This is a genomic window from Eubacteriales bacterium mix99 (assembly GCA_038396605.1).
Taxonomy (GTDB): Bacteria; Bacillota; Clostridia; order Caldicoprobacterales; family DTU083; genus UBA4874.
Genome location: CP121690.1, coordinates 2568896 through 2590407 on the forward strand (window position 1 = coordinate 2568896; position 21512 = coordinate 2590407).

The following is a 21512-nucleotide window of genomic DNA, read 5'->3' on the forward strand; positions in this document are numbered from 1 at the left end:
ACAATCCTTCCAAATTTTTTACTTTACTATGGTATATAGTTCTCTGTAAAACAAGAAAATCCTTCCGTAATATAAAAAAAGCTTTACTTTTATAAAATCCATTTACTTTTCAGCATTCTTTTTTATGGTTTTATAAATTCGGATTTGATTTCCTGTCTGATTGAACATGATATCATCACAAATTGCCCGGATCAGCTTCAATCCACGTCCCCGCTCCGAATAGGGATCCATATCACAGGGATACCCTTCCCTGAAAAAACGTCGATAATCAAATCCCGCCCCTTCGTCCTGGATTGTGATTTCAATTGTGCCGGAATCAACGGCTTCGATCCGAACAGTAATTGTCTTGTCACAAAGCCTTTTATTGCCGTGTACCGTCCCGTTGGCAATCAACTCGTTCAATATAAGACGAAATTCGTATTCCTCTTCATCTGACAAGCTTCTCCAGGTTTTGATGCAATTCACCATTTTGTGAATCATGGCCCTGATACAATTTGAATCACACCCAGTAATTCTTTTACAGAACAAAATGCTCACAGGATTGCCTCCCAATTTTCAAAGCTGCCTTTATTATTCTACCCTCTTTCCCTTGCTGTGAAACAGGCGGGTACGTGCGGGCGTTTGTTCTAACTGTCTTTTTTCAGATATCTGCGGAAACGTTCCAGTATTCTGCGCTCCATCCTGGAAATATACATTTGGGAAACTCCCATCTCCTCTGCTATTTCCCTCTGGCTTTTTCCGTCGTAAAAGCGCTCGGTAATGACTTTCCTTTCCGTATCGTTCAGCGTCTCCATCACCCGGTCAACAAAATCCTTGTCCTCTATCCGGCGATAGTCTTTTTCTTCCCGCCCAATGATCGACATGAGGTCGGTTTCCCCCTCCGTGTCAATATAATAATCCAGGGAAGCTGCTTTTGTCTCATAATTGGATTCCATGAGCTCCAGAACCCTTTCAGAAGTAATGCCCAGATATTCGCCGATTTCCGTTGGAGTCGGGGAATGACCCAATTGGTTGGAAAGGTATGTCCTGGCGCTTTCTGTTTTTTTGACAAGTTCGCTTTCCTTTCGTGGCAGTCGTATGATCCGGCTCCTGTCCCGAAAGTAATTCTTGATTTCCCCTACGATGGTCGGGGTGGCAAAGCTGGAAAATTTGTACCCCTTTGTAATGTCATATCGTTCCAGGGCCTTTAGCAAGGCAAGGGACGCGACTTGATACAAATCATCATATTCGATGCCTCTGTTGGAGAATTTCTTTGAGAGAATCTCAGCGATATACAAGTATCTGCCGGCAAGTTCATTCCGCAGGTCGATGTCCCGGGTTTTACAGTACTCAGCCAGCAAGAGGCCATCCTGTTCCTCCTTCTTCCGGGCTTCGGCATTTTCTTTCATTCAAGATTTCCCCCACCTGTTTTATAAATTGAAAAGCCCCGTATGACTCCCTGATCCATATCTTTGCTTACATGGTCTGTAACGGATTCAATAATGAACAGACTGAGTTCGGTTTCCTTTTTCACGGAATCCTTGTTGCCGATTCCATCGATGGCCTTTACATGTACTGTCATACTGTGACGGTCCTCATGGATCAGGAAATCGAACGTCAGGAAAGAAATCCCGGAAATTTGGTTAATCAGATAGATACCCGCTTCCGAGACAGACACTTTCAGGTCTTCGATCTCATCCAAGCGAAAATCCAGCCGATTGGCAATGGCGGAGGTGGTTAATCTGGCAACGGATATATAATCCGGCTTTGCCGGCAGTTTTAAATTTATCTCATCCATCTTCTCACCCCTGTGCCTCAATGATAAATACCTTGTCCAGCCCGGTGATCCGGAATATCTTCTGAATATACGGCTTCAGATTCCGGATGGTAATGCTTCCGCCGTAATCCTTTACGTGGCGGAGCGCACTGATCAGTACTCCCAGCCCGGTACTGTCAATATACTTCAGATCTTTACAGTCAACCTGTATATCTCCCTTTCTTTGTTTCAGCAAGTCCAGCAGCTTTGACTTCAGCTCGGGTGCATTATAAATATCGATCTCTCCGGAAAGAGAGATGTTCCAGGATTTGTCCTGTTCCTTCCATTCTTGCAGGATATCCATAGGATTCACTCCTTATCTTGTCAATTAACCCTTTTTACAACACGATTCATCATGTTACACTGTGTATTATAACACAATAAATGAAAATGGGAAGAAGAAATGGTTGACAGTATGAATGAAATGCTGTATATTATTGTAGGTCGTCTGAAAAGTCCTGCGGGGCGTAGCGCAGTTTGGTAGCGCACCTGGTTTGGGACCAGGGGGTCGCAGGTTCGAATCCTGTCGCCCCGACCATAAGACCCCTTGGTCAAGCGGTTAAGACATCGCCCTTTCACGGCGGTAACAGGAGTTCAAATCTCCTAGGGGTCACCATTTTTACCATGGGCCTTTAGCTCAGTTGGTCAGAGCAACCGGCTCATAACCGGTCGGTCCGGGGTTCAAGTCCCTGAAGGCCCACCATTGCCTCGGTAGCTCAGTCGGTAGAGCAGTAGACTGAAAATCTATGTGTCGGTGGTTCAATTCCGCCCCGAGGCACCATCCATTTTAGAAGCGTTAAAAAAAGGCTGTAGTACAGCCTTTTTTATTTATTTTCCAATTGTTTTTATCCCTTCGGATGAAAGATCAGTGATGCAATAAAGCCAAAAATAATCGCGGCAGAGATGCCAGCACTTGTTACTTCAAATATCCCGGTCAGAACGCCGATGATGCCATCTCTCTCCGCTTCGGCCATGGCTCCCTTAAGCAGGGAATTTCCAAAGCTGCAGATAGGAGTGGTGGCTCCTGCACCGGCAAATTCCACCAGGGGATCATACAGGCCCAGTCCTCCAAGGACAGCACCCGCAACCACCAATGCCGTCATGGTATGCGCCGGAGTCATATGAAATACATCCATCATAATCTGGCCTATTGCACAAATTCCTCCGCCTACCAGGAAAGCCCATAAATATTCTGTCATTTTCAGCCTCCTTTACTGTATAGACTCAATCGATACCGCATGAGCAATACATGGTATGCTCTCCTTTTGCTGATAGGACAAAGGCGACATCAGGGCGCCTGTCGCGGTAATCAGGATTTTTTTCAGTTCCCCCCGCCTCATCCGGTTCAATAAATGTCCGTAAGTAACGGTTGCACTGCAGGCACAGCCGCTGCCGCCGGAAAATACTTTGGCATTTTTCCCGTAAATCAGCATCCCGCAGTCCGTATACAAACCTTCCCGCAACTGGATTCCATGTTTCTGAAAGAGTTCGTTGGCTAAGGCATAGCCGGTAAATCCAAGATCGCCTGTTGCGATCAGATCGTAATAGTCCGGTCCGACATTCATCTCCTTCAAATGGGTTTCTATGGTATCCACTGCAGCAGGAGCCATTGCCTCTCCCATATTGAATGGATCCTTGACGCCCATATCCACAACATGGCCGATGGTTGCCGATGTGACCCTCGGCCCATTGCCTTCCATCCCAAGGATTGCCGCACCGGCTCCCGTTACCGTCCATTGTGAAGTGGGAGGTTTTTGGGCGCCGTATTCCGTCGGATAGCGGAACTGTTTTTCCGTAGCTGCATTATGACTTGCCGTAGCCGTAAGAATGTAATTGGCACCGCCATTGTCCAGCAGTTTGCTGGCGACCGCCAACCCCTCCATGGAAGTGGAACAGGCTCCAAATACTCCTATATAGGGGATTGCCAGGGATCTTGCAGCAAAACTGCTGGATGTAATTTGATTATCCAGATCACCGCTTATCAGAAAATTGATATCCTGACCCTGCAATCCGGCTTTTTCAAGCACTTTTTGGCAGACATGCTCCAACAGTTTGACTTCTGCCTTTTCAAAACTGTTCTGCTTTAGCCAGATATCATCATGAAACGCATCAAAATCATTTGCCAGGGGGGATTTGGATTCAAAGGGACCGCCTATCGCTGCAGAAGCCAGGATAACAGGCGGATTGTCAAATCTCCAGGATTGCCGTCCTACCAGCATTATATCCCTCCTATTGCTTTGATGATCAACTTGATAATAGCGACAACAAAAGCTGAAAAAGTCCCGAACACAATGACCGGTCCGGCTATTTTGAACATATTGCCGCCTACGCCCAATACATAACCTTCGCTTCGATGTTCAATGGCTGCCGATGCAATACTGTTGGCAAAGCCGGTAATCGGTACGGCTGTGCCTGCGCCTGCCCATTGGGAAATATGATCATAAACTCCCAATCCGGTGAGCAGGGCAGATAGCATAATGAGTACTGCAGATGCCGGGTTTCCTGCCTGTGATTTTTCAAAATGAAAAAAATGTATAAATATTTCCTGCAGCCCCTGCGAAAATAGGCAAATCAATCCGCCTACCAAAAATGCCCGAATGGTATTGGGAACAACTTTGCGCTTTGGAACGGATTTTTTAGCCAATTCCTGATATTCCTTCTGAGCAGGAGTTGGTTTCTTTTGATTTCCTGTCATGGAAGTACCCTTCTTTCTTTATCAATGGATTTTCCTTTTTAGTATTCCTTCCATACCGCAAATCATTCAAAAAATCAATTCCATTCGTTTACAAAAAAAGCGCCGTGAATAAACACGGCGCAATATAAAGGGGGTCTCAATATATCATTTGTGAGGTCGATTTTAGTATGACCCCCTGTAATAATTTTATTCCTTATCTTCAGTCTTTTTGCTTTTCGGAAAAAAGTCACCCATACGAACGGTCATTTCTTCTTTTACATAGGGGCTTTCCTTCTGCCTGGGAGCTTCCTCCTGCTTTTTTTCAGCAGCTTCCCGGATGCTGAGGCTAATCCGCCTTTCCCTGGGCTTGACATTCAGAACCTTGACAGAAACGGTTTCTCCGGTTTTCAGAACGTCCTCCACTTTATTTACGTGTTTGTCGGATATCTGAGAGATATGAACCAATCCGTCTACGCCAGGTTCCAATTCAACAAATGCGCCAAAGGATGCCAACCGAACAATTTTCCCTTCAAAAATCTGTCCAACCGGATATTTTTCTTCAATATTATCCCACGGATGAGGCTTGGTTTGCTTATATCCAAGAGAAATCCGATTGTTCTCCCGATCGGCAGACAGAACAAGGACTTCCACCTTCTGCCCTTCTGAAACGACTTCCTTTGGGCTCCTGATATGACCCCATGCCAGATCGGATATATGGATCAGGCCATCCACTCCTCCGATGTCGACAAAAGCTCCGAAATTTGTCAGTCGCTTTACCTCGCCGGTAATTTTCTGGCCTTCCTGAATATTATCCCAAACTTTGTTTCGCTGCTCCGCAGCTTCCTCTTCCAATATGACTCTCTGGGATGCAACGACCCTGCTCCTTCTTTTATCCGTTTCCAGAATCCGGAGACGAAGATCCTGACCAACAAATGTGCTGAGGTCTGCTACATAACGCACCGACAGCTGAGATGCAGGGACAAATGCGGAGATTCCCCTTATGTCAGCAAGCACACCGCCTTTAATGACTTCTTTTCCGACCCCTGTAACTTCTTTTTTATTTTGATAAGCGTCTTCGATTTCCTTCCAAATTTTATGCTTGATTATTTTCTTCTGCGAAAGAACGACATTGCCTTCCCCGTCGTTGACTTTCAGAACCTCAACCTTGATCTTATCTCCCTCATGGAAGGACTCTTCCACCGTCTTGCCGTCCTGGAAGGCGATTTCATCCTTGGTGACGATACCATCGGACTTATATCCCACATTTACGATCAATTCATCAGGGGTAACCGTAAGAACGGTCCCGTCCACCACCTGTCCGGGATGAAGAGATACAATGTCAAAGCTCTCCATCGTTGCATCCTTTGGAGCAGAAGGCTCTTTTTTGACAGATTCCCCGATTTCCTGTTCCGTGGGTTCCGCTGCGTCGGAAGGCTTTTCGGCCCCTTCCGTTTCTTCTTTATTTTCACCAGCAGATTGCGCTGTACTTTCTTCCGGATTGATATCCTTTTTTTCTTCCCCATCAACAGCTTCTGCTGTATTTTCCGTTATTCCGTCTTTTTTTTCATCCCCGATATCAGCTTCCGCTGTATTTTTTTCCATTATCTCGTCTTTCTTTTCATCCATTTTCAGTTCCTCCTTAAATCCATACAATCGGATGCTGCCACCTTCATTAAGTCGATGATCCCCATCACTTCCACGATTGTACCTTCCTGTTCAGATGTCATCCGATATTCCCTTATTTCCCCGATATCCCTGTCCATAACTGGACTTACCCACTTATTATTGCATTTATTGAAATGTCCCGGCATTCCTCGATAGCAACCCCCCTCGGGCAGTATAAATTAGAAAGAAGCATTTTACAGCAATGCATTCTTCAAGGATATCTTATATCAGGAATGATATCGTATGGTAACTGTTTCTCTTTACTTTTCGATATTATTTGACTAAATCCTTCTTTTCAATCAATAATTTCAAATAATATTTTTTCAGGCTTCCGGATTATCCAGGAATAATCTGCGATACAGCTTCCACCAATTTATCCGACATGTTCTCCAGCAGCTCTGAACTATTCTTTTCTCCATAATAGGAGGTAAAGTCCAATGGCTTCCCGATAATAACCCGTATGGGCTGAAAGGGCCGATATCCACCGGATATCGCAACGGGAATGGTGGTCGCATGGGATCTGTGGGCTATGGCTGCCGTCCCATGATTAAACTCCCGCAATTCGCTGTTTTTATTCCGGGTACCCTCCGGGAAAATACCAAATACCTTTCCTTCCTTCAAAGTCCGTAAAGCCATCCTGACAGCAGCAATGTCTGCAGAACCCCTTTTTACCGGAAACGCCCCCAGTGCTTTCAAAATTATCCGTACGGGGAAGAAACGGAAAAGCTCCTGCTTCGCCATGAAATGGATTCTTCTGGGAAGCAGGCATCCCAGTATAATCGGGTCCAGAATAGATGTATGCTTTGAATAAATAATTACACTGCCTTTCCCCGGTATGTTCTTTATGCCCGACACTCTCGGCAGAAACAAAAGACATACAAAAGGCAGTAGTATAACCTTAGCGATATAGTACAGCAAAATGATTACCTCCGTCGCACCTGAATCAGGCCTTCTATTTCATTGACTACCTCATCAATTGCTTTATTGGTTGTGTCAATCAGCAAAGCATCTTCTGCTTTTTTCAGAGGCGCAAAACTTCTGTTACTGTCATTTCGATCCCGTTCCGCAATTTCCTTGCGGATATCATCATAATCCGGGTCCTCCCCATTTTCCCGGAGTTCCTTCCATCTTCGCCGTGTCCGTTCTTTCGGAGACGCCGTCAGAAATATCTTGATATCCGCATTCGGCAGTACATACGTGCCGATGTCCCGGCCATCCATTACCAGAGAAACATTTGATGCAATCTCCCTTTGGAGGTTCACAAGTTTTTTCCGGACTTCGGGAAGGACGGCAACGGCAGATGCTGCTCCGGAAACCTGTTGCGTCCGGATTTTATCTGTTACATTTCTTCCATTTAAATAAACGGCCTGCAACCCGTTTTCATATCGTACTGCGATATCCATATGATCCAGAAGTGGAAGAACATCCAATGGATCCGCAGGATCCCTGCCGGCTTCCAGAATATTTAACCCGACTGCACGATACATTGCTCCCGTATCAAGATAGAGAATCGCCAGTTTTTTTGCCAGTTTTTTTGCTATAGTACTTTTTCCGGCTCCTGCCGGTCCATCTATGGCAATGACAAGATTCCGGTTGGCTGCATATTTATTCATTCTTTCTCACTCCTAAACGGCACGATGACCCAATCCTATCGAAACCTCATTCAGATTCAAAAGGCCGATACCAAAAAATAAGGCCACACAAATGTGATCTTCAAATCTGGCAATCCCGATTTTACCACCTACATTTAATCCAATTGCCTTGGCCATAATCTGACCGACTGCTTCCCGGGCTGCTCCTGCCACCGCTCCTTCCTCTGCGTGGGAGTCTCCGATGACTTCTTCTCTCCTGGCCGCTATCACCGCTCTCTCAATAATGCGGGAAACGGATTGGATAAATTCCCCGCCATAATCCACTGCAGCTGCATGTATTCCATGTTTTTTCATTTCATTCTTCAGACTTTTTTCCTGTTCCCGGCTTTCCGACAGAGCCATATACAGGGCTACTCTGGAAATATCCATGCTTCCGGCGAGTCCTTCCACAACAATCGCTTCCTTTCTTGTTCGTCTTCCTCCGCTTTTCCTTTCGTCTTGCAGTTCAAAAAGGAAGCAGAGACTTTTATGTCCTGTGTAAATGGCAGGTATCATTGAGATAAAGAATCCTTTTCCGATGGGAATCCCTTTGCAGCAGGCTGATCCCTGCGTTGTCCAACCGGAAGTTCCATAAAAATTCCAGTGGAAAATCCATCAGCTCCAGCAACAGCAGTCGGGCTGAAAAAGCATGTGCTACAATGACAATCCGGCTTTCCTCTTCAAAATGTTTGCCCTGAAGTATGGTAAGAAAGCAGTGAACCCTCTCACGGGCGGATTGGATGGATTCTCCCCCCGGTGGTGAGAAATCAAAATCTGTATTTCGAAGTGTAAGCTGCCCCGGGTATTTTTCCCCAATCTGCCGGATTGTAAAGCCCTCCCAGTCTCCGAAACAGATTTCCTGGAGAGTTTCCTCTTTTTCCGGAACCATGCCCAATTTGTTTCCAAGAACAGCAGCTGTCTGATATGCCCTGTTCAAATCACTGCAGAATAAGGCAGATAAATTTTTTTCTCCAGACAGCCGGTCTGCCAGGGCATCCGCTTGTTGAACGCCCCGATCGGAAAGCGGGATATTCCGGGTACCCTGTGTTTTTCCCGCCGCATTCCATATGGTTTCCCCATGACGAATCAGATAAATATACATAAATATCCTTCCAAAGAGCGACTCTAATTTAACTGGTCTTTCCCTGGGCCCTCCTTGTCTTTTCCGACATAGACATTATAATGAGACCAAATATCCTCCAGTTCATGAAAATCATTGGATATTTCCGCTTTTTTTGCAACCCCGATTGCAACAATCAGTGCATTGATCAAACTGAGCGGAGCAACCAGGGAATCGACAAAGGAAGCCATGTCGCTGCGGGCTAAAAGGGAATCGTCTGCATAGGCATTGAGAGGGGAAAGCGTGCTGTCCGTCAGGGCAACCGTATCTGCGCCGCGTTCCTTTGAAAATTTTATGGCCTCAATGGCACGGCTGGCATAGCGCGGAAAGCTGATGCCGATTAACAGATCGCCTTCTCCGATGTGAATCAGTTGTTCAAAAACATCGTTAACCCCGGAAGTTACCACCCGGATATTGTCCAGGATAAAGTTCAGATAATAGCCCATAAACTGAGCAAGAGGAGCAGCGCTTCTCAGGCCGAGCACATAAATGTTTTTTGCCTGGAGGATCTTGTTGACCACGGCTTCGAATACCACATTGTCCGTTTCTTCTATCGTCAATCGGATATTGTGCATATCCGCCTTCAAAACACTTTTCAACACCCTGGATTGATCCATATCGGAAGACATTTCGATACGCTGAACGGTAGTAAGCTTGTTACGAATCAGTTCCTGTAAAGCTTTCTGCAACTTTGGATAACCGTCATAGCCCAGGGCATTGGCAAATCGGACAACAGTGGACTCACTGACACCAACGATGCAGCCCAAACGAGAAGCCGTCATAAAGGCGGCTTTATCATAATTTTTTAAAATAAACTCAGCAATCAGCTTTTGTCCTTTGCTCATTCTTTTATAGCCGGATTCGATACGATTGATCAGATCCTCTTTTTCCATCGTATAATGCTCCTTTGTTGCTATTTTCCATAGCTATTCTACCACATGGGCATGATTTTTTAAAGAGACAGGGAAGAATTTTGCGGGGCGCGGCTCTTTGCCCGTTTTAACATTTGTGATAGTTTGCCAACGGAATACAAACACTAGTCTACAGACTTTGCTTTCCTGTTTCTTTACCGGAAATAATTTTTGGCAGTGAGGTGAAAAGATGATTCAGATAGATGATTCAGGCAGCGGAAGCCTGGTTGGCGGAACCTGTATCGGTGCAATGCGTACCGAAACCGAAGATTTTGCATGCGACTTTATTCCGATTGCTTATTATAGCAGCGAACTTTTTTTGTCCAAGGGGTATTTGGTGAAGTCCGGTCAGATTGTTTTCTCCCTGTTGAAGAAGCTCCGTTTGCAGCCGGGAGAAAGAGTGGAGATTTGCCAGGGGTATATGTTTGACCAGGCCAGAAAGAAGATGAAGGAAAAGAGGATAGCTTTTCAGTCCGTAAAGATCGGGGATCCACTGCAGTCTGTCATCGAAGAAACCTTTCAGGATTACGCTTTGAATCTGGGCGTCCCCCCGCAATACGTAAAATATACAAAATATCCCCTCCATTTCCATCGTATCCTGCGATGGGTCTATGCAGATTATGACAACCGGGCCGCTCTATGTAAAACGGGCTGGAAAAGCTGGAAGAAGTATGGAAATTTGAATATTGACATAAAAGACGATATCTTATATCGAAACAATTATGTCTGCCTGAAATGTGGGAAGGGCATTCAGAAGGGATCAAAAGTACGAAGACTGGAATATTATAGTAACTGCAAGAACACGATCTATTTGCACAGGCACTGTAAAAATAAGTAGTGAAAAAGTTTGTTGGATTGTAAAAAAGATGTGGCTTGCCACATCTTTTTTAATTCCCTTATTTTGCATAATCGATTGCCCGCGTTTCGCGGATTACATTAATCTTGATCTGTCCTGGGTATTCAAGTTCTTTTTCAACTTTCCTGACTATTTCCCGAGCCATCAATGTAGCCTGATCGTCGCTTACTTTATCCGGTTTTACAATAATACGGACTTCACGACCCGCTTGTATCGCAAACGATTTTTCAACTCCTGCGAAGGAATTTGCTATTTCTTCTAGTTTTTCAAGTCTTTTAATGTAGGCCTCCAGAGTTTCTCTCCTGGCACCCGGCCTTGCTGCCGATATGGCATCTGCCGCCTGAACCAATACAGCTTCTGTGGTTATAGGCTCAATATCACCATGGTGTGCACGAATCGCGTTGACCACTTCTGGACTTTCCCGATATTTCTTTGCCAAATCGCCACCAATCTGTGTATGGGATCCTTCTATTTCATGATCCACGGCTTTTCCGATATCATGGAGTAAACCGGATCTTTTAGCCAATTTTACATCAGCACCAAGCTCTGAAGCCATAATCCCGGCCAATCGGGCCACTTCAACGGAATGCTTGAGTACATTCTGTCCGTAACTGGTGCGGTACTTCAGTCTGCCCAGCAATTTTACAAGTTCCGGATGAATGCTGTGCAGTCCAATTTCGAAAACAGCCTGTTCCCCTTCTTCACGTATCTGGACTTCGACTTCTTTCTTTGCCTTTTCCACCATTTCTTCAATTCGGGCAGGATGAATTCTTCCGTCAACAATTAATTTTTGCAAGGCAATCCTGGCAACTTCCCTGCGGATTGGATCAAACCCGGACAGTATGACCGCTTCCGGGGTATCGTCTATAATCAGGTCAATCCCGGTAGCTGTCTCCAGCGTGCGGATATTGCGCCCTTCCCGGCCGATAATCCTGCCTTTCATCTCATCATTTGGCAGAGTAACCACTGAAACGGTAGATTCTGCAACATGATCGGCAGCAGATTTCTGTATGGCGAGAGAGATAATGTCCCGCGCTTTTTTATCGGCGCCTTCCTTCGCCCTTGCTTCGATTTCACGATACTTTACAGCTACCTCATGGGTGATATCCTTTTGCACACTGTCCAGCAATTGCGCCTTTGCCTGATCCCTTGTCAACTCTGATATTCTTTCCAGCTCGGTAAGCTGCTGTTTATGAAGCAAATCAACCTGTTCACGGACTTTTCGGATCTCTTTCTGCCTGTTGCCAAGAGACTCTTCCCTGGAATCCAGGGATTCGGACTTTTTGTCCAGATTTTCTTCTTTCTGCTGCAGCCTTCTTTCCAGCCTTTGTGCCTCGTTTCGCCTTTCACGGCTCTCCTTTTCAACTTCACTTCGCAGTTTATGGGCTTCTTCTTTCGCTTCCAATAAAGTTTCACGTTTCATTGCCTCGGATTGTTTTTTTGCTTCTTCCACAATCTTCCTGGCGGCTTCTTCGGCACTGGAGATCTTGCCTTCCGCAATCCGCTTTCGATAATAATATCCGAGGACGATACATACAATGGCTACTACCAGGACAATCAATAACTGTAGTAGCTCCTTAATAAGGTACACCTCCCCATTTCTTGTTTCGTTGTCTGCACAATCAAACCGAATAATGGATACTTTCGGTTATCCAGTGTAATTGCAATATAATCAATATCATTGGTCTTACACCTTAAAAAACTAAATAATCTTACTGAATCTTTCAGCAATTATAATTATTTTATAACCTTTTTCCAGGTATGTCAAGCGAATTGCACGCAATCCAAATGCAATCCATCTCCGTCACTGAGGCAAAAAAGGAAAGCCCCCGTAAAGGGGCTTACTTCCCGGAATTGTTCCTGTCCTTCGTGTCATCCTTCTCTTCATCCGGTGCAGCAGAGGGATCGAGATGCAGCTCCTCGCGAATGCGATCCTCAATCGTCCGGGTCAGCTCCGGATTATCCTTTAAATATTGGCGGGCATTCTCACGTCCCTGACCAATGCGGGTATCCCCATAGGAATACCATGCGCCGCTTTTGGAGATGATATCCTGTTCTGTTGCGATGTCCAATACGGATCCTTCCCTGGATATCCCTTCACCGTACATGATATCGAATTCTGCCTGTTTGAATGGCGGAGCCACCTTGTTCTTTACCACCTTTGCCCGGGTGCGGCTGCCGATCATGTTGTTGCCTTGCTTCAGGGTTTCAATCCTCCGGATATCCAGGCGGATGGATGCGTAGAACTTCAGGGCACGTCCTCCGGGTGTGGTCTCCGGATTACCGAACATCACACCAACCTTCTCCCTCAGTTGGTTGATAAAAATTGCTGCTGTCCTGGATTTATTGATGGCACCGGAAAGCTTACGGAGAGCCTGAGACATCAATCTGGCCTGAAGGCCAACGTGTGAATCTCCCATTTCCCCCTCGATCTCAGCCCGCGGAACCAGGGCGGCGACGGAATCGACGACAACCACATCCACGGCACTGCTGCGAACCAGCGCCTCCATAATTTCCAGAGCCTGCTCCCCGGTATCCGGCTGGGAAACCAGCAGGTTCTCCGTGTCCACTCCCAGCTTGCCTGCATACTGCGGATCCAGCGCATGCTCTGCATCCACAAAGGCTGCTGTGCCGCCCCTCTTTTGTGCTTCCGCAATGACATGCAGCGCCACAGTCGTCTTTCCGGAAGACTCCGGGCCAAATATTTCCGTAACCCGGCCTCTGGGAATGCCGCCTACCCCCAGTGCTATATCCAGGCCCAGGGCTCCCGTTGGAATGACATCCACATTTAAATGAGTGGATTCTCCCAGTCTCATGATGGAACCTTTCCCAAACTGTTTTTCAATCTGCAACATGGCCATATCCAAAGCCTTCTGTTTATCCATGCCTACACCCCCATATGTACAGAACATTTGTTCCTGTTCCATTGTATAATATACAGACCCATTCGTCAACAGGACATCTTACTTCAACGACAGCAGATAAAGTCTCAGCCAGTTCAGCAGTCGCATGGCAGATCCGTTTTTGATCAGCATCCGGTCTCCATCCAGATGAAGTTCCTTTGCCCTGGCACCATCTTGATCTGCAATTGCTATATGGACAAGTCCTATCGGTTTTTGGGGAGAGCCTCCCCCCGGGCCTGCAATTCCTGTTGTGGCAATCCCGATATCCGATTTCGAAGTATTCCGGATTCCTTCTGCCATTTCCAAAGCCGTCTGTGTACTGACGGCTCCATAAGCTGCCAGAGTCTTCGGGGAGACACCAAGCCGCGTGGTTTTTGCCTGATTGCTGTAAGTCACGCAGCCTTCCAATAAGACGGCGGAAGATCCGGGAACATTGGTAATTCGATTGGAAACCAGTCCGCCTGTGCAGGACTCCGCTACGGACAAGGTACGTCCCTTTTCCCGAAGCAAATTCACTATAACGGATTCCATCCGATCCTCATCAAAGCCATAGATTGCTGTTCCCAGGCGCTTTTCGATTTCCTGCTGCATGGGACGGATCAGGGCTTCGCCTTCTTCCGGAGAGGATGCCTTGGCGGTGATCCTCAATGTCACTTCACCTACTCCAATCAGAGGTGCCAGGGTGGGATTTTTCTGATTTTCAAGCAGATCCTTTACCTTTTCTTCCACTGCAGACTCTCCGATTCCATAAATCCGAAGCACTCTGGAGTAAATGCCCTGCCCGCTTTTTCTTTTCAGATACGGAAAGGCATAGTGGTCGAACATGTGCTGCAGCTCAGAAGGAGGGCCGGGAAGAACAATGTACGATTTCCCGTTGTCTTCCATGACAGCACCGGGAGCCGTTCCGATGTCATTTTGCAGGATAATGGATTCTCTGGGGAACATTGCCTGCTTTATATTGTTTTTCGTCATCGTTCTGCCGGTAGCGGCAAAGTGCTCCCGTATCCGTTTCAGACTGGGCTGATGCAGTACCAGATCCAATCCCAGAAACTCTGCCACCGTTTCCTTGCTTAAATCATCCATGGTAGGACCCAAGCCACCGGTTGTGATAATGATATCCGAACGATCCGATGCAATGCGCAATGTTTGGAGAAGCCGGTCCCGATTGTCTCCCACCACCGTATGCCAAAACACATCAATACCCAGTGAGGACAGCTGTCTGGATAAATATTGGGCATCTGTATTGGATATCTGGCCCAAAAGCAATTCACTGCCTACACCGATAATTTCTGCATTCATAAAATGCCTCCTGTTTCCTGTATCATCTCATTCATTCCAATGAAACACCGACCGATTCCTGTAGATATAATCCACTCCGGAAAAAATGGTAAACACGACAGACGCATACAGAAGAATCTGATCCATGGGAATCCCAACATATCGAAATGGGAAATTGCCCAGAATCAATGCTGTAATCGCCATAATCTGTGTAACGGTTTTCAATTTCCCCCACCAGCTGGCGGCAATGACCTTTCCTTCGTTTACAGCCAGGAGGCGAAATCCGGTAATCACCAATTCCCGGCTTATGATAATAATGGCGGCAATTGCCGACACTTTACCACTTTCCACCAGGCAAATCAATGCCGAAGTGACAAGAAGCTTATCTGCCAGAGGGTCGATAAATTTACCGAAATTCGTAATCTCATTTCTCTTTCTTGCGATATAGCCATCCAGGCTGTCTGTAGAAGCAGCAAGAAGAAAAAGGATTACAGCAAAAATATTATTGTTTGGAAAGGGCACCAGCATAAAAACTAAAAACAATGGAATCAGTAGGATCCGAAAGATTGTTATTTTATTTGCGAGATTCATAAACTTCCCCCATTAAATCATAATCATAGGCCTTTTTTATCACGACATTTACAAAGCTGCCAATCGGAAGTGGGGATTGGCTTCTGATATAAATCAATCCATCCACTTCCGGAGCCTCTCCGCAGGATCTGCCGTAATACAGGCCTTCCTTTTCCCTGCCTTCCACCAGGACCTCACAGATCTGACCTAGCCGGGCTGTCATCCATTTCCTGGATACCTGCCTTTGTGCAGACATCAGCCGGATTCTTCGCTCTTCCTTGACCGATTCTTTCACTTGATTGGGAAAATCCGCTGCCCGGGTGCCTTCCTCCCGGGAATACGCAAAGACCCCCACATGATTGAAATGTCCTTCCCTCACAAAGTTCAGAAGATCCTGAAATTCGGATTCTCCTTCCCCGGGAAAACCAACCATGAGGGATGTCCGGATGACAATCCCAGGCATTCGTTCCCGAAGGGATTTCAACAGCATCCGGATCTGTTGTTCTGTTGTATCCCGATTCATTCCGGACAAAATTTTCGAATTGACATGCTGAATCGGAATGTCCAGATAATTACAGACCTTATTCTCCCCTGCAATTTCGTCCATCAGCTCCCCGGTAATCCGATCCGGGTAACAATACATCAGGCGGATCCGCTTCAAATCCGGTATTGGGCTCAGCTCCTGCAAAAGCGTGACCAGGTTATACTTCCCTTTGGAATCCTCCCCGTATCTGGTAACATCCTGAGCGACAATGATAAATTCCCGTATTCCCTTTTCCACCATACTCTTTGCTTCTTTTACGATGGAGGACGGTTTCCTGCTTCGGAATCTGCCCCGAAGTCTGGGAATAATACAATAGGAGCAGCAGTTGTCACAGCCTTCAGCAATTTTCAGATAGGCAACCGGACCGGTGGTGCTGATGATCCGGGGCAGGCCTTCATCCGTGAAATCATTTAAATGCCCCAGGTAGGCCTGATGTTTTCCCTTCCGTACATCCTCCAGCACTTCGATGATTCTGGTGTAGTTTCCTGTCCCAACCACCGCATCAATTTCGGGGATTTCCTTCATCAGTTCCCTGCTGTAGCGTTCTCCCAGACATCCGGAAACAATCAGGGCCCTGCAACTCCCTGTCTTCTTGTATTGCCCCTGTTCCAGTATTGCATTGATGGACTCCTCCTTGGCGGGCCCGATAAATCCGCAGGTATTGACAATCAGGATATCTGCCTGGGAAGATTCATTTACAATTTTGTAACCGTTTTCCCGGAGCAGTCCCAGCATAATTTCCGCGTCCACCTGATTTTTGGCACATCCCAGGGATACCACTCCAACTTTATTCCACAAGTAAGGCTTCTCCTTCCGCTTATCCTTCTTTATACTGCTCTTCAAACTCTTCTTTGCTGATCAGAACGTTTCTCGGCTTGCTGCCATCGAAGCCGCTGATCAATCCGCGTTTTTCCATTTCGTCGATCAGACGGGCTGCACGGGCATATCCTACTCGCAGCCTGCGCTGGATCATGGAAATGGAGGCTTGTCCCGCATCTATGACCACTTCAATGGCATCCGGCAGCAGTTCGTCTTCATAATCATCATGCTTATTGTCCTCCTCTGCTGCGGTTTCTTCCATTACTTCCATGTTGTAATCCGGGCCTGCATTCTGATTCTTGATACAGTTCACCACGGACTCCACTTCTTTTTCCGTGACATAGGCACCCTGCACCCGGATGGGTTTGCTCATACCGGACGGATAAAACAGCATATCCCCTCTGCCAAGCAGCTTTTCCGCGCCACCCATATCCAGAATCGTCCGGGAATCGGTCTGTGAGGAAACGGCAAAGGCAATCCGGGAAGGAATATTGGCCTTGATGACACCGGTAATGACATCTACCGAAGGCCTCTGTGTTGCTATGACAAGGTGGATCCCTGCCGCCCGGGCCATTTGAGCCAGCCTGCATATGGCATCTTCCACATCGCCTGGTGCAACCATCATCAAATCCGACAATTCATCAATAATGACCACAATCTGGGGAAGCCTGGTTTCCTCGACAGGCAACCGGCTGTTGTAGGTTTCAATATCCCGGACTCCCTTATCGGCGAACTTCCTGTATCGGGAAACCATCTCCTGCACTGTCCAGTTCAGAGCTCCGGCTGCTTTCTTGGGATCTGTTACAACAGGGATCATCAGATGGGGAATGCCATTGTATGTATTCAATTCCACCACTTTGGGATCAATCATAATCAGCCGGACTTCATCCGGAGTTGCCTTGTACAGAATGCTGACGATCAGGGAATTGATGCAGACACTTTTCCCCGATCCCGTCGCTCCGGCAATCAGCATATGCGGCATTTTGGCAATATCCGCTATGACATTTTTCCCTGCAATATCCTTGCCAAGCGCAAAAGCCAGCCTGGAGGGATGGTTGAAAAAGCTGTCCGATTCCAATACCTCACGAAGCAGCACCGGAGCAACATCCTTGTTGGGCACTTCAATCCCGATCGCGGCTTTTCCCGGGATAGGCGCTTCGATCCGAACACCGGGTGCTGCCAGATTCAACGCAATGTCATCCGATAAGCTGACAATACGGCTGACTTTCACGCCAGGAGCCGGTTGAAGCTCGTATCGGGTGATAACCGGCCCGCGACTGACCTGGTTCACCCTGGCAGAGACTCCGAAGCTTTTCAAGGTTTCTTCCAGCAGTCTGGCATTTCCCACAACGGTTTTTTCCACCAATGCACTTCTCTTTTTCTGCACCGGTGCCTGCAGCAGAGAGACCGGGGGAGTCATATAGGGGAGGGATTCCTGCTGCGTTTTGATCTCAGGAGCAGGTTCTTCCTTCCTGCCTTCCGGTTTTTGAGAACTTTCCCCTTTATCCGGTCTGCCCCTTTCCTCCTGATCCTTTTCTTTCAGAAAATCAATGATTCTGATTTCCGGTGTCTGTGAATCCTCATTCTGTCCGCCGACTTCGGGCTCCTCCGGATGTGGAACTGATTCGGGGCCATCAGTTTTGCCGGCTGATTGGTCCGGCTCTGTCAGCAGCTTTCTTTCTTCAAAAACAACTTTTTGCTTCCTGGCAGCCGCCGACAGCATTTTACCGAACTTTGCGATGCCTTTTCCCGCGTCACCAAGATGAAGAAACCCGTAGACATGGCAGGCAACCTGCTTTAAAGAGAGGTTGGTCAACAGCAGAAGGTTGATCATCATTACCGTGATGATAAAAATGAAGGCGCCCGGCAAACCAAACAGGGAGTAAATCAGATAGCTGAACGGTGCGCAGACTGCACCGGTTCCCCTTGTTTCCTGTCCTTTCCCCTCATGGTACGAGGACAGGACAAAAGATTTCAACCCGCTGTCCGTTATAAAGTTGGGAAAATAAAACAAATGAAAAAGGCAGAGCAGAAAATAGACAGTAACCACAGACAGAATCCATTTTCTGCTGCTGCTTTTCCTGTGCTTTGAAAGAATGATCCAAATCCCCAGCATTACCGTCAGGACCGGCAGCAAATAAGCCGTCAGTCCGAATAAGCCTCTCAGGACACCGGACAGCACACGCCCCGCCGCTCCGGAATATTCCCTGAAATATACAGCCAGTCCAAAGAAAAGGCCCAATGATGCAACAAGAACCCCTGCAATTTCATGTGTTCTTCTTTTTTTTTGAGTGATGGACTTAGTCCTTTTCTTTTTCTTCACAATTATCACCTCAGTCATCCATATTCGTCAGCATCTCGGGTTTTTCCTTCCCAGGTCCTGCGGAATATGGAACGGAAGGATTCATCGATAAATTGATTATATCACTTCCTGGGCATGTAATCCATATAGATGGAAAAAAAGCAAATGAACAAAAAGATCCCGGGACTTTACGATTCTTCCCGGGGATTGAGGGTGTATTCCAGTTTTGATCCAGGCTGCAGACCCGGATCCAGATAGTCTTTCAGGTTGGTGCTGAGAATCCGGTTGATTTGAACGGTTTTTTCATCCATCGGAATCACTTCCATCCGAATTCCATGATATTTGATTTCCGTGGTCGTTTGTATTTTCTCCTTCTGCTGCCAGATAAGATTCGGATCCACTATGGTATGAAGAATCATTTGAATTCCCCTTTCCTCAGGCGGATCAGTTCCCGCAGCTTCTCCATGGCATTCCGGACTCCGCCGACTTCATGGATCAGACCGTTGGATACCGCTTCCTGTCCGATCAGAACGGTACCCACTTCATTCGCCAATTCTCCCGTTCGGTAAAGGAGTTCATTCCATCTCTCCGTCGTAATGGAGGAATGGCTTGTAATAAAGCTGGATATCCTTTGCTGCATCTTATTGAAGTATTCATAAGTCTGCGGGCCTCCGACCACAAGGCCGTTCATTCGGATCGGATGAATGGTCATGGTGGCGGTGGAAGCAATATAGGTATAATCCGTACATACGGACAGAGGAACACCGATGCTGTGGCCTCCGCCCAGGACAAGCGATACGGAAGGTTTGGACATGGTGCTGATCATTTCCGCAATGGCCAGACCGGCTTCCACATCCCCTCCCACTGTATTAAGAATCAGCAGCAGTCCGTCAATTTCATCACTTTCCTCAATCGCTGCCAACTGGGGAATCACATGTTCATATTTCGTTGTTTTATTTTGGGGCGGCAATACCATATGGCCTTCTATCTGTCCAATAATGGTTAGACAGTGGATATTGCTTCCCTTTGCCACCGGTATATTCTGTGCTCCCATTTCCCTTATATTGTTTGCTGTTCCGGCGGTGTCCGCCGGGCCGGACGGTTTCGATTGCGGGCCCGTACCCTTTGCCTGGTCTCTCATATTCATTTTTGCCTCCGTTTTTCTTTCCATTCACATTTGTTATGAATCTAGTATTTCCAGGCAGGCAAAAAAAATGAGCCTTGACAGCTCATTGTGTGGAAAGATTGAATTCTTCATGAAGGGCAAGGACAGCCGGCACCGTATCCTCTCCTCTTACCAGGCAGGAAATGGTCGAATGGGAGTCGGAAGTCTGAAGTACCTCGATCTGTCTTGCAGTCAATGCCCGGATGATCCTGGACATGACTCCGGGAATCCCGCGCATCCGATCTCCAACAACGGAAATCTTGCTGCAGTTTTCGATGAAGCGATAATGCTTTTTTTGTTTCTCCAGTATCTCCAATGCCTTTTTCGTGGCATGGCCTTCTATGGTAAAGACCATTTGATCCGGAAAAATATTGATGATATCAATGCTGATCCCATTGCCCGCCAAACATACCAGAGTATTATTCTGATCCTCCATCCCTTCCGTTTCTATGGTAAACTGCGTTCTTCCCGTCATCTGTGCGATACTTGTGATCAACTGACCGGATTTTTGATGCTTCTTTCGTCCCGGCCGGGAAGAGACCACCGTTCCGGGGGAATTGGTCATGGTGTTTTTGATAATAATCGGTATTCCACTCCTCATGGCAATCTCCACTGCTTTGGGATGTATGACCTTTGCTCCCTGATCTGCAATCTGAAGAATCTCAGAATAACTGATGGTTCTCAGTGTGGATGCATCGGATACAATTCGCGGATCCGCCGTCATAATGCCATCCACATCGGTATAGATTTCAATGGATTCCGCTTTCAGGGCTTCTCCCAGTATGGCTGCCGTTGTATCGCTTCCGCCTCTGCCAAAGGTGGTAATCTGCCCGGCTTTGGTGGATCCCTGGAAGCCGGCGACCACCGGTATTTTCCCATGTTCCAGCAGGTGAACAATAAAATCCGGCCGGACTTCCAGAATATCGGCATTTCCATGGTTTTCATCCGTCAGGATACCTGCCTGCCTGCCGGTAACCGCAACCGCATCATATCCCTTGCCCTGCAGGGTATTGGCCATGACAACACAGGACAGGATCTCTCCCACGGACATCAGAAGATCCATTTCCCTGGGATGAACATCCCGATAACTATTCCTTATAAAATCAATCAGGGTATCGGTTGCATAGGGATCGCCCCTTCTGCCCATGGCAGAAACAACTACTACGGACTGAAATCCGCTTTTCCGGGCATTGATGATTTTCCGGACTGCCATTTCCCGGTTTTTCGACTCCGCAACCGATGTCCCTCCAAATTTCTGTATCACAATTCTCATAGGCGC

Annotated in this window: 22 protein-coding genes, 4 tRNA genes and 1 pseudogene; 5 read left to right on the forward strand and 22 right to left on the reverse strand. The window is 47.0% G+C overall.

Annotated elements, in window-relative coordinates; all coding sequences use genetic code 11:
• Positions 1-102 precede the first annotated feature (102 nt).
• The 4 genes from QBE55_11455 to QBE55_11470 all read right to left on the reverse strand — a co-directional run bounded on the left by QBE55_11455 (position 103) and on the right by QBE55_11470 (position 2099).
• Positions 103-537, reverse strand: a complete 435-nt coding sequence (locus QBE55_11455) for an ATP-binding protein (protein ID WZL78136.1) — start codon at positions 535-537, stop codon at positions 103-105.
• 89 nt (positions 538-626) lie between these two features.
• A complete protein-coding gene (locus QBE55_11460) occupies positions 627-1388 on the reverse strand; it encodes a sigma-70 family RNA polymerase sigma factor (protein WZL78137.1) in 762 nt (253 codons plus the stop codon).
• Positions 1385-1777, reverse strand: coding sequence for a hypothetical protein (locus QBE55_11465; protein WZL78138.1), 393 nt, complete (start codon positions 1775-1777; stop codon positions 1385-1387). The genes QBE55_11460 and QBE55_11465 overlap by 4 nt, the downstream gene beginning before the upstream one ends.
• A gap of 4 nt (positions 1778-1781) precedes the next feature.
• Positions 1782-2099: an STAS domain-containing protein gene (locus QBE55_11470; protein ID WZL78139.1), complete on the reverse strand. Its 318-nt coding sequence runs from the start codon at positions 2097-2099 to the stop codon at positions 1782-1784.
• Positions 2100-2256: 157 nt separating this feature from the next.
• Between QBE55_11470 and QBE55_11475 the strand changes: the two genes are divergently transcribed.
• From QBE55_11475 to QBE55_11490, 4 genes are all read left to right on the forward strand, one after another.
• A tRNA-Pro gene (locus tag QBE55_11475) sits at positions 2257-2333 on the forward strand.
• 3 nt (positions 2334-2336) lie between these two features.
• Positions 2337-2411: transfer RNA gene (locus tag QBE55_11480), tRNA-Glu, on the forward strand.
• A 10-nt stretch (positions 2412-2421) separates the two neighbouring features.
• A tRNA-Ile gene (locus QBE55_11485) sits at positions 2422-2498 on the forward strand.
• Positions 2499-2500: 2 nt separating this feature from the next.
• Positions 2501-2576: transfer RNA gene (locus QBE55_11490), tRNA-Phe, on the forward strand.
• Positions 2577-2640: 64 nt separating this feature from the next.
• On the opposite strand, the gene spoVAE is transcribed toward QBE55_11490, so the two are convergent.
• The 9 genes from spoVAE to QBE55_11535 form a co-directional block, all read right to left on the reverse strand.
• Complete coding sequence (gene spoVAE / locus QBE55_11495; GenBank protein WZL78140.1) at positions 2641-2994, reverse strand: stage V sporulation protein AE; 354 nt, start codon at positions 2992-2994, stop codon at positions 2641-2643.
• A gap of 12 nt (positions 2995-3006) precedes the next feature.
• The gene (gene spoVAD / locus QBE55_11500; GenBank protein WZL78141.1) at positions 3007-4014 is read right to left on the reverse strand and encodes a stage V sporulation protein AD; all 1008 of its coding nucleotides are present in this window, start codon (positions 4012-4014) and stop codon (positions 3007-3009) included.
• Positions 4014-4490, reverse strand: coding sequence for a stage V sporulation protein AC (spoVAC, locus tag QBE55_11505; GenBank protein ID WZL78142.1), 477 nt, complete (start codon positions 4488-4490; stop codon positions 4014-4016). The genes spoVAD and spoVAC overlap by 1 nt, the downstream gene beginning before the upstream one ends.
• Positions 4491-4676: 186 nt before the next feature.
• Positions 4677-6095 carry a 30S ribosomal protein S1 gene (rpsA, locus tag QBE55_11510; GenBank protein WZL78143.1) on the reverse strand — a complete coding sequence of 473 codons (1419 nt, stop codon included), beginning with the start codon at positions 6093-6095 and terminating at the stop codon, positions 4677-4679.
• Positions 6096-6470: 375 nt separating this feature from the next.
• Positions 6471-6989, reverse strand: a complete 519-nt coding sequence (locus tag QBE55_11515) for a lysophospholipid acyltransferase family protein (protein ID WZL79929.1) — start codon at positions 6987-6989, stop codon at positions 6471-6473.
• Positions 6990-7057: 68 nt separating this feature from the next.
• The gene (cmk, locus tag QBE55_11520) at positions 7058-7747 is read right to left on the reverse strand and encodes a (d)CMP kinase (protein WZL78144.1); all 690 of its coding nucleotides are present in this window, start codon (positions 7745-7747) and stop codon (positions 7058-7060) included.
• 12 nt (positions 7748-7759) lie between these two features.
• Positions 7760-8155 (reverse strand): HutP family protein, encoded by a 396-nt coding sequence (locus QBE55_11525; protein WZL79930.1) that lies wholly within the window; start codon positions 8153-8155, stop codon positions 7760-7762.
• Positions 8156-8252: 97 nt separating this feature from the next.
• Positions 8253-8867 (reverse strand): histidine phosphatase family protein, encoded by a 615-nt coding sequence (locus QBE55_11530; GenBank protein WZL78145.1) that lies wholly within the window; start codon positions 8865-8867, stop codon positions 8253-8255.
• Between the two features lie 23 nt (positions 8868-8890).
• Entirely contained in the window at positions 8891-9778 is an 888-nt protein-coding gene (locus QBE55_11535; protein WZL78146.1) for a MurR/RpiR family transcriptional regulator, read from the reverse strand.
• 208 nt (positions 9779-9986) lie between these two features.
• Here QBE55_11535 and QBE55_11540 point away from each other — a divergent pair, with 208 nt between their 5' ends.
• The gene (locus QBE55_11540) at positions 9987-10634 is read left to right on the forward strand and encodes a hypothetical protein (GenBank protein ID WZL78147.1); all 648 of its coding nucleotides are present in this window, start codon (positions 9987-9989) and stop codon (positions 10632-10634) included.
• 58 nt (positions 10635-10692) lie between these two features.
• Here the strand turns inward: QBE55_11540 and rny are convergent, their stop codons facing one another.
• From rny to dapG, 9 genes and pseudogenes are all read right to left on the reverse strand, one after another.
• Positions 10693-12234 (reverse strand): ribonuclease Y, encoded by a 1542-nt coding sequence (gene rny, locus QBE55_11545; protein ID WZL79931.1) that lies wholly within the window; start codon positions 12232-12234, stop codon positions 10693-10695.
• A gap of 259 nt (positions 12235-12493) precedes the next feature.
• On the reverse strand, positions 12494-13537 hold the full coding sequence (gene recA / locus QBE55_11550) for a recombinase RecA (protein ID WZL78148.1): 1044 nt from the start codon (positions 13535-13537) through the stop codon (positions 12494-12496).
• A 78-nt stretch (positions 13538-13615) separates the two neighbouring features.
• The gene (locus tag QBE55_11555; protein WZL78149.1) at positions 13616-14854 is read right to left on the reverse strand and encodes a competence/damage-inducible protein A; all 1239 of its coding nucleotides are present in this window, start codon (positions 14852-14854) and stop codon (positions 13616-13618) included.
• A 27-nt stretch (positions 14855-14881) separates the two neighbouring features.
• Entirely contained in the window at positions 14882-15424 is a 543-nt protein-coding gene (gene pgsA, locus QBE55_11560; GenBank protein ID WZL78150.1) for a CDP-diacylglycerol--glycerol-3-phosphate 3-phosphatidyltransferase, read from the reverse strand.
• Positions 15408-16745 carry a 30S ribosomal protein S12 methylthiotransferase RimO gene (rimO, locus tag QBE55_11565; protein WZL78151.1) on the reverse strand — a complete coding sequence of 446 codons (1338 nt, stop codon included), beginning with the start codon at positions 16743-16745 and terminating at the stop codon, positions 15408-15410. The genes pgsA and rimO overlap by 17 nt, the downstream gene beginning before the upstream one ends.
• A gap of 19 nt (positions 16746-16764) precedes the next feature.
• Complete coding sequence (locus QBE55_11570; GenBank protein ID WZL78152.1) at positions 16765-19089, reverse strand: DNA translocase FtsK 4TM domain-containing protein; 2325 nt, start codon at positions 19087-19089, stop codon at positions 16765-16767.
• Positions 19090-19256: 167 nt separating this feature from the next.
• Complete coding sequence (locus tag QBE55_11575) at positions 19257-19487, reverse strand: YlzJ-like family protein (protein ID WZL78153.1); 231 nt, start codon at positions 19485-19487, stop codon at positions 19257-19259.
• Positions 19484-20131, reverse strand: a pseudogene (locus QBE55_11580) (ATP-dependent Clp protease proteolytic subunit). Before QBE55_11580 ends, QBE55_11575 begins: the two are co-directional and overlap by 4 nt.
• 166 nt (positions 20132-20297) lie before the next feature.
• Positions 20298-21506, reverse strand: coding sequence for an aspartate kinase (dapG, locus tag QBE55_11585; protein ID WZL78154.1), 1209 nt, complete (start codon positions 21504-21506; stop codon positions 20298-20300).
• Positions 21507-21512: the final 6 nt, after the last annotated feature.